17 protein-coding genes are annotated in these 13,800 nt (G+C 72.1%); 9 read left to right on the forward strand and 8 right to left on the reverse strand.

Features of this window, described 5'->3' with window-relative positions; genetic code table 11:
* Positions 1 to 43 precede the first annotated feature (43 nt).
* The 3 genes from DMA15_RS33770 to DMA15_RS33780 all read left to right on the forward strand — a co-directional run bounded on the left by DMA15_RS33770 (position 44) and on the right by DMA15_RS33780 (position 3,216).
* Entirely contained in the window at positions 44 to 1,003 is a 960-nt protein-coding gene (locus DMA15_RS33770) for a LysR family transcriptional regulator (protein WP_125516462.1), read from the forward strand.
* 67 nt (positions 1,004 to 1,070) lie between these two features.
* On the forward strand, positions 1,071 to 1,982 hold the full coding sequence (locus DMA15_RS33775) for a glutaminase (protein ID WP_125516463.1): 912 nt from the start codon (positions 1,071 to 1,073) through the stop codon (positions 1,980 to 1,982).
* Between the two features lie 82 nt (positions 1,983 to 2,064).
* Positions 2,065 to 3,216, forward strand: coding sequence for a hypothetical protein (locus DMA15_RS33780; RefSeq protein WP_125516464.1), 1,152 nt, complete (start codon positions 2,065 to 2,067; stop codon positions 3,214 to 3,216).
* A 54-nt stretch (positions 3,217 to 3,270) separates the two neighbouring features.
* Here DMA15_RS33780 and DMA15_RS33785 read toward each other — a convergent pair whose 3' ends face one another.
* Entirely contained in the window at positions 3,271 to 4,407 is a 1,137-nt protein-coding gene (locus DMA15_RS33785) for a glutamate--cysteine ligase (protein ID WP_125516465.1), read from the reverse strand.
* Between the two features lie 143 nt (positions 4,408 to 4,550).
* On the opposite strand from DMA15_RS33785, the gene DMA15_RS33790 reads away from it, so the two are divergent.
* From DMA15_RS33790 to DMA15_RS33805, 4 genes are all read left to right on the forward strand, one after another.
* A complete protein-coding gene (locus tag DMA15_RS33790) occupies positions 4,551 to 5,516 on the forward strand; it encodes an LLM class F420-dependent oxidoreductase (protein ID WP_125516466.1) in 966 nt (321 codons plus the stop codon).
* Positions 5,517 to 5,591: 75 nt separating this feature from the next.
* Positions 5,592 to 6,011: a hypothetical protein gene (locus DMA15_RS33795; RefSeq protein WP_240660081.1), complete on the forward strand. Its 420-nt coding sequence runs from the start codon at positions 5,592 to 5,594 to the stop codon at positions 6,009 to 6,011.
* Between the two features lie 169 nt (positions 6,012 to 6,180).
* Positions 6,181 to 6,576 (forward strand): hypothetical protein, encoded by a 396-nt coding sequence (locus DMA15_RS33800; RefSeq protein ID WP_240660321.1) that lies wholly within the window; start codon positions 6,181 to 6,183, stop codon positions 6,574 to 6,576.
* 83 nt (positions 6,577 to 6,659) lie between these two features.
* Positions 6,660 to 7,343: a DUF6766 family protein gene (locus tag DMA15_RS33805; protein WP_125516467.1), complete on the forward strand. Its 684-nt coding sequence runs from the start codon at positions 6,660 to 6,662 to the stop codon at positions 7,341 to 7,343.
* Here DMA15_RS33805 and DMA15_RS33810 read toward each other — a convergent pair.
* The 4 genes from DMA15_RS33810 to DMA15_RS33825 form a co-directional block, all read right to left on the reverse strand.
* Positions 7,316 to 8,371, reverse strand: coding sequence for an iron-containing redox enzyme family protein (locus DMA15_RS33810; protein WP_125516468.1), 1,056 nt, complete (start codon positions 8,369 to 8,371; stop codon positions 7,316 to 7,318). The genes DMA15_RS33805 and DMA15_RS33810 overlap by 28 nt on opposite strands.
* Positions 8,368 to 8,619 carry a CDGSH iron-sulfur domain-containing protein gene (locus DMA15_RS33815; RefSeq protein WP_125516469.1) on the reverse strand — a complete coding sequence of 84 codons (252 nt, stop codon included), beginning with the start codon at positions 8,617 to 8,619 and terminating at the stop codon, positions 8,368 to 8,370. The genes DMA15_RS33810 and DMA15_RS33815 overlap by 4 nt, the downstream gene beginning before the upstream one ends.
* Entirely contained in the window at positions 8,603 to 9,298 is a 696-nt protein-coding gene (locus tag DMA15_RS33820) for a HemK2/MTQ2 family protein methyltransferase (RefSeq protein WP_125516470.1), read from the reverse strand. Before DMA15_RS33820 ends, DMA15_RS33815 begins: the two co-directional genes overlap by 17 nt.
* A gap of 207 nt (positions 9,299 to 9,505) precedes the next feature.
* Positions 9,506 to 10,027, reverse strand: coding sequence for a DUF6328 family protein (locus DMA15_RS33825; RefSeq protein ID WP_125516471.1), 522 nt, complete (start codon positions 10,025 to 10,027; stop codon positions 9,506 to 9,508).
* Positions 10,028 to 10,182: 155 nt separating this feature from the next.
* Between DMA15_RS33825 and DMA15_RS33830 the strand changes: the two genes are divergently transcribed.
* Positions 10,183 to 10,425: a DUF5133 domain-containing protein gene (locus DMA15_RS33830; RefSeq protein WP_125516472.1), complete on the forward strand. Its 243-nt coding sequence runs from the start codon at positions 10,183 to 10,185 to the stop codon at positions 10,423 to 10,425.
* A gap of 63 nt (positions 10,426 to 10,488) precedes the next feature.
* Here DMA15_RS33830 and DMA15_RS33835 read toward each other — a convergent pair whose 3' ends face one another.
* The 3 genes from DMA15_RS33835 to DMA15_RS33845 form a co-directional block, all read right to left on the reverse strand.
* Positions 10,489 to 11,886, reverse strand: a complete 1,398-nt coding sequence (locus DMA15_RS33835; protein ID WP_125516473.1) for an NADP-dependent succinic semialdehyde dehydrogenase — start codon at positions 11,884 to 11,886, stop codon at positions 10,489 to 10,491.
* Between the two features lie 172 nt (positions 11,887 to 12,058).
* Positions 12,059 to 12,475, reverse strand: a complete 417-nt coding sequence (locus tag DMA15_RS33840; RefSeq protein ID WP_125516474.1) for a CBS domain-containing protein — start codon at positions 12,473 to 12,475, stop codon at positions 12,059 to 12,061.
* A gap of 101 nt (positions 12,476 to 12,576) precedes the next feature.
* A complete protein-coding gene (locus DMA15_RS33845; protein WP_125516475.1) occupies positions 12,577 to 13,050 on the reverse strand; it encodes a nuclear transport factor 2 family protein in 474 nt (157 codons plus the stop codon).
* A gap of 188 nt (positions 13,051 to 13,238) precedes the next feature.
* On the opposite strand from DMA15_RS33845, the gene DMA15_RS33850 reads away from it, so the two are divergent.
* On the forward strand, positions 13,239 to 13,790 hold the full coding sequence (locus DMA15_RS33850; RefSeq protein ID WP_125516476.1) for a TetR/AcrR family transcriptional regulator: 552 nt from the start codon (positions 13,239 to 13,241) through the stop codon (positions 13,788 to 13,790).
* The last annotated feature ends 10 nt before the right edge of the window (positions 13,791 to 13,800 follow it).

Consider the following 13,800-nt stretch of genomic DNA (forward strand, 5'->3'; position numbering starts at 1 on the left):
TAGATCCATTTCTGATTTCTGCCCTCACACCTAAGCTGAACTTATGCTCGATGTCCGTCGTCTTCATCTGCTGCGCGAACTGGACCGGCGGGGCACCATCGCCGCCGTCGCCGAAGCGCTGACCTTCACCGCGTCCGCCGTCTCCCAGCAACTGGGGGTGCTGGAGCGGGAGGCGGGCGTGCCCCTGCTGGAGCGCAGCGGCAGGCGCGTGGTCCTCACGCCCGCGGGCCGCTCCCTCGTCGTGCACGCCGACGCGGTCCTGAACCGTCTCGAACAGGCGGTCGCCGAGCTGGCAGGCGCGCGGGACGGCATCGGCGGGCCGCTGCGCATCGGCACGTACCCCTCCGGCGGTCACACGATCGTTCCCGGCGCGCTGGCCGAACTGGCGCTCCGGCACCCCGCGTTGGAGCCGATGGTGCGCGAGATCGACTCCGCGCGCGTCTCGGACGGTCTGCGGGCCGGTGAGCTGGACGTGGCGCTCGTCCATGACTACGACTTCGTCCCCGCGACCCCGGACACGACCGTGGACGAGGTGCCCCTGCTCGAAGAGCCGATGTACCTCGTCACCCGCGCCGGGAGCGGGGCCACGGACACGGACGCGACCGCCGGACCCGGCCACGGGGGCACGCTGGCGGCGCTGCTCGGCCCCTGCGCCGACGTTCCGTGGATCACCGCGCGGGACGGCACGACCGGTCACGCGATGGCCGTACGCGCCTGCCAGGCCGCCGGGTTCCAGCCCCGGATCCGCCACCAGGTCAACGACTTCCGTACCGTGCTCGCCCTGGTCGCCGCCGGGCAGGGGGCCGGGTTCGTGCCGGAGATGGCCGCCGTGCCGAACCCCGCGGGCGTGGTGCTCACGGAGTTGCCGCTGTTCCGTCGCTCGAAGGTCGCGTTCCGCGCGGGCGGGGGCGCCCATCCGGCGATCGCGGCTTTCGTGGCGGCGGCGACGGCGGCGGTCGGCCGCATGGCGGGTGCGGGCGGCCCGGCGGGAAGCGCCCGATGACGCGTGCGGGTCCGTGGCGATGGCAGGATGAAACGACCGCGCGTCGTACATGCAGAAAGCTCAGGTTGTGGACTACCAGTCCGTTCTCGAAGAAGTCACCGCCTTCGCCCGGCCGCTGGTGGGCCGCGGCCAGGTGGCCCAGTACATCCCGGCGCTCGCGGGCGTGGACGCCGAGCGCTTCGGCATCGCGGTCGCCGACGTCAACGGCGAGGTGCACGGCGTGGGGGACTGGCAGGAGCCGTTCTCCGTCCAGTCCATCTCGAAGGCCTTCAGCCTCGCGCTCGTCCTCGCCGAGGGCGGCGAGCGCATCTGGGACCGGGTCGGCACCGAGCCGTCCGGCAACCCCTTCAACTCACTGGTCCAGCTCGAATACGAGAACGGCATCCCCCGAAACCCGTTCATCAACGCCGGCGCGCTGGTCGTCACGGATCGCCTGCAGAGCCTCACCGGAGACGCCGCCGCGACGATGCTGGCGTTCTTGCGCGCCGAGAGCGGCAACCCGGACGTCGCCTTCGACCCGGTGGTGGCGGCCTCCGAGGCCGAGCACGGCGACCGCAACGCCGCCCTCGCGCACTTCATGGCGAGCTACGGCAACCTCGACAACCCCGTGAGCACGGTCCTGGAGCACTACTTCCGCCAGTGCGCGATCCGCATGAGCTGCCGCGACCTGGCCCTCGCGGCGGCCTTCCTGGCCCGGCACGGACTGCGCGGCGACGGCACCCGCCTGCTCCCCGCGCGCGAGGCGAAGCAGGTCAACGCGGTCATGCTCACCTGCGGTACGTACGACGCGGCGGGCAGCTTCGCCTACCGGGTCGGCCTGCCCGGCAAGAGCGGCGTCGGCGGCGGCATCGTCGCGGTGATCCCGGGCCGCTGCACGCTGTGCGTCTGGAGCCCGGGGCTGGACTCGTACGGCAACTCCGTGGCGGGCGTGGCGGCCCTCGACCACTTCACCACGGTGACGGGCTGGTCGGTGTTCTAGGAAAAAACTCCGCCCTCACCACTTCCATCGGCAGCTCCGCAGACCATACTGGTCGGGTCCTGATCACCCACAGAACGACTCCATGGCCAAGAACAGCACCTCCTCGCCCACCGTCCCCGACACCGCGTGGCTGGGACGCGGGCGCCACCTCGGGCCCGAGCCCGAGCAGGACGTCCGGCGCAACCTGATCGCCCTCAAGGCGGCCGGGGTGCTCGACGACTTCCTCGACCTCGACCCCGTCGAGGCGGCCCGCTCCACCGTGCTGCACCCGAGGGACGAGTCCGCGGACCCGGGCCCCTCGGCCCGCCGCCTCTTCGAGGCCCGCTGGCGTGTGGCCGACGACGTCACGGTCCGCGCCCAGCTCACCACGTACGACCCGGAGGCCCGCCGCAAGGACGGCGAGGGCGTCACCTGGGTCCTCGCCGCCGAGGCGGAGCGGGCCTGGGACGCGCACTGGCCCTCGCCCGCCACCATGTTCTGGCCCGACAGCGACCGGGTCCCCTGGGACCACGACGCGGTGCAGGACCTGCGCCTGCGCTCGACGAACCACCTGCCGAAGGACGACGACGAGCTGCGCCACCGGCTGCGGGAGTGCACCCGGCAGAGCTGGTTCATCCACCTCGTCGTGCACGAGGCGATGACACCGGACGCGGCGGGGGAGCAGCCCGTCTCCCGGTTCCTGCCGCCCGGCCTGCGGCACCGCGTGGTCGAGCACCGGGCCACGCCGGAGCAGGCGCAGATCGCCGACTTCGCGATGAAGCGGGAGCTGAGCGTGCGCATGCCGCGCGGCGGCGCCGTCATCCTGCCCGTGGCGCCGCAGGGCCAGGAGTACGACGCCGAGCGCTTCGCCGTCCGCAGCGTCTTCCTGGACGGCTCGGAACCGACCGAACTCCTCGACAGGATCAAGGAGTTCGCCGCGCTGCCGCGCCCGCTGCCGGCCGACGCGGAGCAGGCCCTGACGCGGCTGCGCCAGGGCTGGCACCTGCTCACCCCGGACGAGGAGCTGGCCCACGCCCAGGCCATGGTCACCAGGTACGCCGAGGCGCTCGACGCCATGACGAAATCCCGTGACCTCTACCAGGAGGCGGCCGAGGCGGCGATGGCCGCGCTCAACGAGGCGAGCGGAGGTGAGGGCGCGCCCCGGCCGCCCGCGCCGGGATCGGCCAGGACGGAGGCCTCGCCGCTGAGCGCCTTGACGAAGGCCTTCAGCCGCTTCCGGGACCCGAACAAGTAGGGCGGCGGTACGGCGCCCCGCGCCGACCGCGCCCTCCTCACCCCCGCCCGCCCCTCACGTCGCCTGGGTGCGGCGCGCGCACTCCGCGACCATGGCGCTGAGGCTGCCCGTCCGGTCGAGGAGTTCCCGCTGGATGCGGGCTCCCGTGCCGTGTTCCAGCAGCTCGGCGGTCTTCTTGCGGGCCATGTCCAGGTCGCCGGCCTCCTCCAGGGCGTCCCGCACATGATCCAGGAGCCCCGCCAACACCTCGCCGCAGGGCGCGGGCCGCATGGTCCGCGGGTCCAGCAGGGAGTCCTCCAGACCGGACCGGGCGGCCCGCCACGCGGCGAGGCGCAGCAGGCTGACGTCGAAGCCGGGCGGCGGGTGCCCCGCGCGCCACTCCCGGGCGGCCGTCTCGACCAGTGCCCGCGCCAGGGCCGCGATCAGCACCGTCGTGGACGCCTCGAGGCACACGTCCGCGACCCGGATCTCGACCGTGGGGTAGCGGTGGGACAGCCGGGCGTCGAAGTAGACCATGCCGCGATCGCGCAGCACGCCCGTCTCGACCATGTCGCCGACCAGCTCCTCGTACCGCGCGGCGGAGCCGAAGATCTGCGTGGGGCCCGCCATCGGCCAGCGCCCCCACACCCGGCTGCGGTAGCTGCTGTACCGGCTGTCGTTGCCCTGCCAGTAGGGCGAATTGGAGCTCAGCGCCACCAGGGTCGAGAGCCACGGACGGATCCGGTCGAGCACCGCCACACCCTCGTCGTCCGACTCGACCGAGACATGGACATGGCAGCCGCAGGTCAGCTGCTCCTGGGTGGTGAGACCGAACTGCTCCTCCATCCACTGATAGCGGCTGCCCACGTTGATCGAAGGGCTGACGGGCAGGGGAGAGGTCGCGAGCGCCGCGACCGTCGCCCCCAGGTCACCCGCGTGCCGCGCCGCTTCCGAGCGCCAGCGGACGATCTCCTCCGCGAGGCTGTCCATGCCCTTGCGCGGCTGTGTGGCGAACTCCAGCTGCTGGCCCTGCAACTCCTTCTCGAAGGTCTCCTCCTCGGGGTCGCGGTAATTGTCCGCGTGCCTCTCGGCGCCGGGGGAAGCCGCGGCGTCCTTGGCCGCTCGTGCCAGAACCGCCGACGACAGGGCCCGGGGCTCGCCGCTCTCACGATCGATGAGGAGGAGCTCCTCCTCCACTCCTACAGTGCGCAACCGACGTCGCCTTTCTCAGTTCCTTCTCCGGGCGGCGGATGCCACCGTGGTCCAAGTACCCGGATGCCGGGTCCGCAGCCGCCTTCCGTGGCGCTGGTGCTGTCGGATGTTTCAGCAGGAGCATTTCGGCAAACCGATGTTTCATGGTGCAAATCGGCTACACAATGATGACTGAGCAAGCCGGGCCCCGCGCCCTGGTGGAGGATCTGGTCGCCGCGGAGCGCGCGGGCTTCGACTTCTCCGTCACCTCGGACCACTACTTCCCCTGGCTCACCTCGCAGGGACACTCGCCGTACGCCTGGAGCGTGCTCGGCGCCGCGGCGCAGGCCACCTCGCGGATCCCGCTGATGACCTACGTCACCTGCCCGACGGTCCGCTACCACCCCGCTGTGGTGGCCCAGAAGGCCGCCACGATGCAGCTGCTCTCCGAAGGCCGCTTCCGGCTCGGCCTAGGCTCGGGCGAGAACCTCAACGAGCACGTGGTCGGCGCGGGCTGGCCCTCCCCGCAGACCCGCCTCGACATGCTCGAAGAGGCGATCGAGATCATCCGGGCGCTCTTCTCCGGTGAGAACGTGAACCACCAGGGCGCCCACTTCGACGTGGCGAACGCCCGCCTGTGGGACCTGCCCGACGAGCTGCCGCCCATCGGTGTCGCGGTCTCCGGCGGCCGCTCCTGCGCCCTGGCAGGACGCCTCGCCGACCTGGTCATCGCCACCGAGCCCAAGGCCGAGCTGCTCGACTCCTTCGACCGGCACGGCGGCAGCGGCAAACCCCGTGTCGGCCAGCTGCCCGTCTGCTACGACACCGACAAGGACGCGGCGATCGCCCGCGCCCACGACCAGTTCCGCTGGTCCGTCGGCGGCTGGCCGGTCAACTCCGAGCTGCCGGGACCCTCCGGCTTCGAGGGCGCCACCCAGCACGTCACCCCGCAGGACATCGCGGAGCAGATCCCCTGCGGCGACAACGTCGACGACTTCGTCGAGGCCGTACGCCCCTTCGCCGAGGCGGGCTTCACGGAGATCGCGCTCGTCCAGGTGGGCGGCGACCACCAGCGCCCCTTCATCGACTGGGCCGAGAAGAAACTGCTGCCCGCCCTGCGCGACCTCTGACGCACCGGATACCCGGGGCCCCACCGGGTACCCGGGACCACGTCAGGCACCAGCGACCCACCGGAGAGACTCACCGTGAACGACACACCGAACCAGGCTTCCCCCACCACCGAGACCGACTCCCCGGACCTGGTGCAAGTCGTGCTCGGCGAGTGCTCGGCGGCTGACGCGGACACCGTGTTCAGCGTGCTGCGCGAGCACTTCCCGTCCGACCGCGGGGACGACGCGCCGAGCCAGACGGGCAGCCCCGACCCCGCCGTGTGGACCGGTGCCTTCCGCGCCGCCCGCACCCCGGAGCCCGGCGCGGGCGTCCTGCTCGCCGGGTCCGTCACCGCCGATCTGCAAGGCGGGCCGATCGCGGTGGAGCGGCTGCGCGCGGCGCTCGATTCGGCCTTCGCCGTGACCGCCAAGGGCACGGTCTCCGGCGACCAGGAGGTTCAGGTGCAGCTGCTCCTGAGCGGCGCCGAGCACGGGGAGTCCCGCGAGCGGGCCTGAGCCGACGCGGCCCGATCGGGCGCACCCCCGCGTGTCGGACGCGTAGGTTCCGCGCGCCGCCGCGGGCTGCGGGCATCGTGTCGGAAGGTGCTCGCACCCGCGCGGCCGGCGCGGGGCGCACAAGCGCCTGAACCGGCGGCCGCGAAGGAGAGCGATACGGGTGCGCGCGATGAGGTCGGGTCTGCTCGCGGCGGCGCTGCTCGGCGCCCTGACCGCCTGCGGCAATCTCGACGCACGTGAGGACGGCGCGGCCGGGGCCGCGTCCCGCTTCGAGGCGAGCCTGCGCGCCACGGACACCGTACGCAGCTGCGCGGCGCTCGCCCCCGGCACCCGCGACGAACTGGAACAGACCGCCGAACTGCCCTGTGCACGGGCACTGCCCGAGGCGGGCCTGCCCCCGGCGGAGAAGGTGCGCACCGTCGACGTGTACGGGCGCCAGGCACGTGTCGTGACCGACAAGGACACGCTCTTCCTCTCGGCGTTCCCCGGCGGCTGGAAGATCACGGCGGCCGGCTGCACCGCGCGCCCGGAGAAGCCGTACCAGTGTCTGATCAAGGGCGGTTGACCGATGCGGATCCTGTTCACGGTGTATCTCGTGATGGTGGCCGGGGGACTGGTCTACTGCGTGGCGCTGGGACTGATGCAGCGATGACCCGCGACCGGAGTTTCCTGCGCGACAACAGCCTCACGCTGGTGTTCGGCGCGGGCTTCCTCCTCACCCTAGCCGGCCAGGCGATCGCCGGGCACGCCGACTTCAACAACCAGCTGACCGCCGAGGAACTCCACCCGGTGAGCTTCGGCGGCTATCTGCTCAGCGCCGACTTCGCCGTGGACGTGACGGAGAACTGGCAGTCCGAATACCTTCAGTTCTTCCTCTACATCTTCGGCACGGTCTGGCTGCTCCAGCGCGGCTCGCCCGAGTCCAAGCAGCTCCACAAGGCGGGCCCGGAGTCCGACGCGGAACAGAAGGTCGGTCAGTACGCGAAGCCCGACTCGCCGCGCTGGGCGGCCGCGCAAGGCGCGCGCCAGGCCTGGTACGCCCGGTCGCTCGGCACCCTCATGTGCACGCTCTTCCTGCTCTCCTGGCTGGCGCAGTCCGTGACCGGCGTGGCCGCGTACAACGAACAGCACCTGCGCGAACTCCAGGCACCCATCAGCTGGTTCGACTACCTCGGGGCGGCCGACTTCTGGTCCCGCACCCTCCAGAACTGGCAGTCCGAGCTGCTCGCCGTGGGGTCGATGGCCATCTTCTCCGTCTATCTGCGCCAGCGCGGCTCACCCGAGTCGAAGCCGGTGGGCGCCTCTCACGAGGCGACCGGCGTCGAGGGCTGAGGCGGCGGCTGGGGGTGCAAGGGCTCGCGCAGGGCGCTGCGTCCCTGCCGCCAGGCGGCGAGGAGCCGGGCGGCGAGGCGGTCCTCCAGGAAGCCGGTGGCCTCGACGCCGAATGCCACATCCGCGTCGAGCGCGGGTTCGGCGTCCAGGAGCCCGCCGACGACATCCCGGCGCACCACCTGCTCGTGCACGGCGTCCGCCTCCACGTGTTCGTCGTAGAACCGCTGGGCGGCAGGCCCCGCGCCCGTGCGGCGCAGCGCCGCGGCGAGCCGGCGCGAACCGGGCGACGAGGTCACCTCGACGGACGCGAAGTGCCCGACCAGCGCGCCGCGGAGCGCGCGGTGCAGGCCGAAGAGCGACATGAGGTTGACGGGGGCGAGAGCCTCGGCGGGCGCCGCGTCGGCGTAGTGGCCGTACGCCGTCTCAAGCCCCAGGTCCGCCATGAGGTCGGCGAAGAGCCGGGCGTGGATCTCCTCGGCCCGTCCGGCACCGAACTCGTCGAACTCGATGGCCACCATCGCCGCCTTGGCCCTGCCGTGCAGCCGGGGTATGACCCACGCGTGCGGGTCGGCCTCCTTGAGGTGGTACAGGGAGCGCAGGGCCGCGTACTCCCTGAGCTGCCACAGCTCGCCGTCGCGCTGGAGGTGGTGGCTGACGCTCGCCTCGTCGTGCCCGACGGGCTCCACCAGGAGCGCGGCGAGCGCCTGCTCGGCGCTCGCGCCCGGGGGCACGTCGGCCCGCAGGGCGTTGAGGAACCGCTGCTCCAGCGCCTGCCGCAGGGCCAGCAGCCCCGGATCCCACTCCCGTTCGTCGGGCACACCCCGAAAGCCCTGGTAGTGGAGTTCGTACAGGACGTAGAGGGCGAGCTGGAGGTCTTCTCCGTACGGGTCCGCGCTCGCCGCCCGCCGCGCGAGTGCCGCGACGGACTCGTCGCGCAGCAGCGCGGCGGCCACACCGCGGGACAACTCGCCGCGCGGGGCCGGAAGTCCGGGACTGTACAGACGTGACTCGACAACAGGGGCCGTCATGAGGCTGGGTCCCTTTCGGGGGAGTCCGTCGTGCGCGCCTGCCCGCCGCCGGGCTTCACCCGGCGGCGATGGCTGGTGTCGCACCACGGATACGTGCGGCTGCGGCGGCAGGTGCAGATCGCGACCGTGAAGCGCCGCGACGTGAAGACGGTGCCGTCGTCGCCGACCACCTCGACGGGGCCTTCCACCAGGAGGGGCCCGTCGGGGTCGACCGTGACGCGGCGGGGGCGTTCAGCGGAGTCGGGCACGGATGACCACCAGTTCCTCGCGGGTCTCCTCGTCGCCGAGAAGGTTGCGCCGCTGGAGCCAGGCCCGGCGGGAGCGCAGCACGGGCCCGAACGGGATGAACCGCCGGTCGGTGACCTTGGCGTCCATGCCGAGCCCGGCGAGCCGGGTGAGCGTGGCGTCCACACCGCACAGCGCGGAGTGCACCATCAGCAGCACACCGCCCGGCCGCAGGGCGCGGGGCGCCGCGTCACAGACACGGTCCACGACCGCCCGCCCGGCCGGACCGCCGTCCCACGCCCGCGCCGCGCCGCGCCGGGGGAGCAGGGGAGAAGGGGAGGGGACGTACGGCGGATTGCTGACCACGAGGTCGTAGGGGCCCCGCGGGGCCGCGGCCGTCAGATCGCCGTGGCGCACGGTCACCGACTGCCCGGCCAGGCGCGCGTTGAGGCGAGCGGTCAGCACCGCACGCCAGGAGATGTCGACGGCCGTCACCCGCGCCCCGCGCCGCGCCGCCGCGACGGCGAGCGCCCCCGTACCGGTCCCCAGGTCCAGGACGGCGGTGCCGGGGCCGATGGCCTCGCGGTGCAGGGCGCGGGTCAGGAGCTCGGTGTCGTGCTGCGGTGCGTACACCCCGGGCGGGGCGAGCAGATGGGCCGGGCGGACCGGCGGCGGCATCGGCGTGCGCGTCTGCGTCGTCATGCGGCATCTCCCGTCTGTGGGAACTCCACGAGGGGCGCTCCTCCTTCCACGGTCCGCCGGTTCGCCAGCGGTCACCACTGGAGGCATCACAGGTAGTGACTTGTCACGAACAGTGCGGATAACTTCCTGCGTCTGTCCTGACACTGGGTGCCCGTGCGGCACTGATCCACACCTGTTACGGAACGCCTCTGGCGCCGTAGGGCGGCGTCACTCCGCCGACGTGTGGCGGTACCTCGCCCAGAAGGGCAGCACGAACCAGAACAGCACGTACCAGGAGACGACACCGGCGACCAGCCACGGCACCAGGCTGTCGTCGGTGGCCACCCGCAGGACCAGCAGCAGCGCGGACGTGAGGGTGCCGAGCAGCAGGATCAGGCCGAGGAAGGTCAGGCGTGACGCCCACGCCACCGCCTGCGGCTTGATCCGGCGTCCGGCGACGATGCGGTGGAAGGAGACGGGGCCGATGAGGGCGCCCGTCGTGACCGAGCCGAGGATCACCGTCACGATGTAGATCGTCCGGTCTGTGTCGCTCAGCTCCTGGAAGTGCGGGGTGAAGACCACGGTGAGCAGGAAGCCGAAGAGGATCTGCACACCTGTCTGGGCCACCCGCACTTCCTGGATCAGCTCGGTCCACCGGCGGTCGGCACGCTCGGCCGCCGTCTCGCGGCGGCCGTCGTCTCTGTGCCCGGCCCCGGGCTCGTCATCACACTTATCTTTCGACGCGTTCACGACACCGAGTCTGCCCAGGAACCACAGAAACAACAATCCGAGTGATCATCGGCTCCACGCCGATTGATCGCGGCGCGGCTGATTCGACCGGATGAAGCCGGGCAGACGGGTCGCTGAGTGACTGTCGTACCCCCCAACCCCTCAGGGAGGCCCCCGTGCTGCTGGCACACCCCGCCGTGCTGGAAGACCTGGTGGAGCGCTACAAGGCCCTTGCGGTACTCCGTGCCGATCAGGGCAGCGCCGAAGGCCGTCAGGAGTTCGAGGACATCGCGTACAGCCTGTGCGTGGCCACCGGCACCAGCGATGTCGACGCGGCGCTGGTGGCCGCCAGCCATCGGCTGCCGGGGGCCAGGACCACGGACGACTCGCTGCTGCCGCCCGAGCCGCTCTCCGCCTGAGGTCCCGCCCCCCAGGGGCTCCGCCCCGTACCCGTTCGTAGGGCCCCGTTCGTACGGCCCGGTCTACTCGGCCGGGCCGTACCAGACGGTCGTGGCGTTGCAGAACTCGCGGATGCCGTGCCCCGACAGCTCCCGGCCGTAGCCGGAGCGCTTGATGCCGCCGAAGGGCAGGCCGGGGTGGGACGCGGTCATGCCGTTGAAGAAGACGCCGCCTGCCTGGAGGTCCCGTACGCAGCGCGCGATGTCGGCGTCGTCGCGGGTCCACACATTGGAACTCAGCCCGAACGGCGTGTCGTTGGCGAGCGCCACCGCCTCGTCGAGGTCCGCCACGCGGTAGAGCGTGGCCACCGGGCCGAAGGTCTCCTCGCGGTGGATCCGCATCTTCGGGGTGATGTCCGCGAGGACGGTGGGGGAGTAGTACCAGCCCTGTTCCCGCTCCTCGGGGCGCCGGCCGCCGCAGAGCGCGGTCGCGCCGTGGCCGAGCGCGTCGTCGACGAGTTCCTCCAGGTCGTCCCGCCCCTGCTCGCTGGCGAGCGGGCCGACGTCGGTGTCCTCGCTCAGCGGGTCGCCGACGGTCAACTCCCGCATACCGGCGACGAATCGCTCACGGAAGGCGTCGTAGACGTCGGCGTGCACGATGAAGCGCTTGGCGGCGATGCAGGACTGGCCGTTGTTCTGCACCCGGGCGGTCACCGCGGTCCGCGCGGCCCGCTCGACGTCGGCGCTCGGCAGCACCACGTACGGGTCGCTGCCGCCGAGTTCCAGGACGGTCTTCTTGATCTCGTCGCCCGCGACGGACGCCACCGAGCGGCCTGCGGGTTCGCTGCCGGTCAGGGTCGCGGCCGCCACCCGGTCGTCGCGCAGGATCTCCTCGACGGCGTCCGAGCCGACGAGCAGCGTCTGGAAGCAGCCCTCGGGGAAGCCGGCCCGGCGGAAGAGGTCTTCCAGGTAAAGGGCCGTCCTCGGCACGTTCGACGCGTGCTTGAGCAGGCCGACGTTGCCCGCCATCAGGGCGGGGGCGGCGAACCGCACGACCTGCCAGAGCGGGAAGTTCCACGGCATCACGGCCAGCACCACCCCGAGCGGGCGGTAGTGGACGACCGCGCGGGACGCCCCGGAGTCCTCCACGTCGGCCTGCGCGGGCTGTTCGTCCGCGAGCAGCTCCTCGGCGTGCTCGGCGTACCAGCGCATGGCCTTCACGCACTTCGCCACCTCGGCCCGGGCCGCCTTGACGGGCTTGCCCATCTCCGTGGTCATGGTGCGGGCGACGCTGTCGCCGTCCTGCTCCAGGAGGTCGGCCGCGCGGCCGAGGAGCCGGGCGCGCTCCCCGAAGCCGGTGGTGCGATAGCGGGCGTACGCGGCGTCGGCCGCCGCGATGCGGCGCTCGATCTCCGCGGCCGCGATCGGCTCGAAGGTCTCGAGCGTCTCACCGGTGGCGGGGTTGACCGTGGCGATGGGCATGCCGTTCCTCCTCGGGACGCCTGGCGGGGCGGGGTCGCGTGGTGGGGATCGCGTGGTGGGACGGGGCGGCGGCCCGCGTCTCCACCCTAGGTCGGCGCATGCCCGGGGGCATGCGGAGCGGCGGAGCGCGCCGTCCCGTCAAGGGCGGCGCGCTCCGACCCGCGGCGGGCCGTCAATCGGTGGACAGGGCCTCCAGGAGCTGTCCGGCCTTGGGGTCGGAGAGCGCGCGGGCGGCGTCGGCGAGGGCCACCATGCCCACCAGCGAGTGCCCGTCGATCACGGGCAGGCGGCGGACCTTGTGGCTCGTCATGGTCGCGAAGACCTCGTCGACGCTGTCGTCCGCGCCGATCGTCACCGCCTCGCTCTGCGCCAGCTCACCCACGAGGACCTTGGACGGGTCCTTGCCCTTGCCGAGGACCTTCACCACGATGTCGCGGTCGGTGATCACGCCCTTGAGGCGGTTGTCGGTGCCGCAGATGGGAAGTGCCCCGACGTCGAGGTCCGTGAGCTTGGTGGCCGCCTGGATGACGGTCTCCTCGGCTCCGGCGCATTCGGCGCCCGGAGTCATGATGTCGCGTGCGGTGGTCATGTGAGCCTCCTTGGCGGTCGATGGGCGGTCGGGCCCGGACGTCCCGGGCCGTCGTCGTCGAATCGGGTGCCCCTCCCACAGGGACAAAACACCCCGGCGGCTCACAGGCCGAGATCGGTGAGCCCGGGGTGGTCGTCGGGACGGCGGCCGAGCGGCCACCGGTAGAGGCGGGCCGACTCCCGGATGGGCAGGTCGTTGATGCAGGCGTGGCGGGCGCGCATCAGGCGGTCGTCGTCGAACTCCCAGTTCTCGTTGCCGTACGAGCGGTACCACTGCCCGGAGTCGTCGTGCCATTCGTAGGCGAAGCGCACCGCGATGCGGTGGTCGCCGTGGGCCCACAGCTCCTTGATCAGCCGGTAGTCGAGTTCGCGGGCCCACTTGCGGGACAGGAACGCGACGATGGCCTCGCGCCCGGTGACGAACTCCGCGCGATTGCGCCAGCGGGAGTCCTCGCTGTAGGCGAGGGCCACCTTTTCCGGATCGCGGCTGTTCCAGCCGTCCTCGGCGAGCCGGACTTTCTCGGTGGCCGACCGCCGGGTGAACGGCGGTACCGGGGGTCGGGCGGGCGTGGTCATGTTTTCCTCCAGGGTACGGGAGAACGATCGTTCTCTGCGTCGGCTCGCCACGCTAGGAGAACGATCGTTCTCGCGCAAGGGTGCTGGGGTGGCAAGCCTCGTAGTAGGGTCGGAGAACGTACGTTCTCGATGGGCTCGGGTACGTTCTCGATCACTCGCTCTCGATCACTCGCTCGCTCGGAGACTCGATGGATCTCGCGGAAGCCGAAGCCAGGCTGCTCGACGCGGCGGAGGCGCTGTTCTACGAGCGCGGCATCCAGGCCGTCGGCATGGACCAGGTCCGCGCGGCGTCCGGTGTCTCGCTCAAGCGGCTCTACCAGGTCTTCCCGTCGAAGTCGGAGCTGGTCCGCGCCTGCCTCGACCGCCGCGACCACCGCTGGCGGGCCCGCCTCGCCGCCCACGTCGAGGGGCGGCCGGAGGGCGCGGAGCGCGTCCTCGCGGTCTACGACTGGCTGTACGAGTGGTTCACCGAACCGGACTTCCGCGGCTGCGCCTTCATCAACGCCTACGGAGAGCTGGGCGCGGTGGACCCGGCGGTCGCCGACGCCGTCCGGGCGCACAAGGGCGCCTTCCATGAGTACCTGGCGGATCTGGTGGCGTCCGTGGGCGGACCCGAGCGGGCGGTCGGCCCGTTCGTCCTGCTCGCGGAAGGGGCCATGACGGCCGCCGCGATCTCCGGCTCGCCCGAACCGGCACGTCAAGCCCGGAGCGGTGCGCGGCAGTTGCTGGCCGCGACGTAAGCTCCGATCT

Source organism: Streptomyces sp. WAC 01529 (assembly GCF_003945545.1).
Classification (GTDB): Bacteria; Actinomycetota; Actinomycetes; order Streptomycetales; family Streptomycetaceae; genus Streptomyces; species Streptomyces anatolicus.

What these genes read in the sequence shown, in the direction of transcription:
- DMA15_RS33800 (WP_240660321.1), top strand. Translation starts at nt 6,181, where the DNA reads ATGAGGTCGGGTCTGCTCGCGGCGGCGCTGCTCGGCGCCCTGACCGCC.
- DMA15_RS33845 (WP_125516475.1), bottom strand. Translation starts at nt 13,050, where the DNA reads ATGACCACGCCCGCCCGACCCCCGGTACCGCCGTTCACCCGGCGGTCG.
- DMA15_RS33780 (WP_125516464.1), top strand. Translation starts at nt 2,065, where the DNA reads ATGGCCAAGAACAGCACCTCCTCGCCCACCGTCCCCGACACCGCGTGG.
- DMA15_RS33820 (WP_125516470.1), bottom strand. Translation starts at nt 9,298, where the DNA reads ATGACGACGCAGACGCGCACGCCGATGCCGCCGCCGGTCCGCCCGGCC.
- DMA15_RS33850 (WP_125516476.1), top strand. Translation starts at nt 13,239, where the DNA reads ATGGATCTCGCGGAAGCCGAAGCCAGGCTGCTCGACGCGGCGGAGGCG.
- DMA15_RS33770 (WP_125516462.1), top strand. Translation starts at nt 44, where the DNA reads ATGCTCGATGTCCGTCGTCTTCATCTGCTGCGCGAACTGGACCGGCGG.
- DMA15_RS33790 (WP_125516466.1), top strand. Translation starts at nt 4,551, where the DNA reads ATGGTGCAAATCGGCTACACAATGATGACTGAGCAAGCCGGGCCCCGC.
- DMA15_RS33840 (WP_125516474.1), bottom strand. Translation starts at nt 12,475, where the DNA reads ATGACCACCGCACGCGACATCATGACTCCGGGCGCCGAATGCGCCGGA.
- DMA15_RS33810 (WP_125516468.1), bottom strand. Translation starts at nt 8,371, where the DNA reads ATGACGGCCCCTGTTGTCGAGTCACGTCTGTACAGTCCCGGACTTCCG.
- DMA15_RS33835 (WP_125516473.1), bottom strand. Translation starts at nt 11,886, where the DNA reads ATGCCCATCGCCACGGTCAACCCCGCCACCGGTGAGACGCTCGAGACC.
- DMA15_RS33805 (WP_125516467.1), top strand. Translation starts at nt 6,660, where the DNA reads ATGACCCGCGACCGGAGTTTCCTGCGCGACAACAGCCTCACGCTGGTG.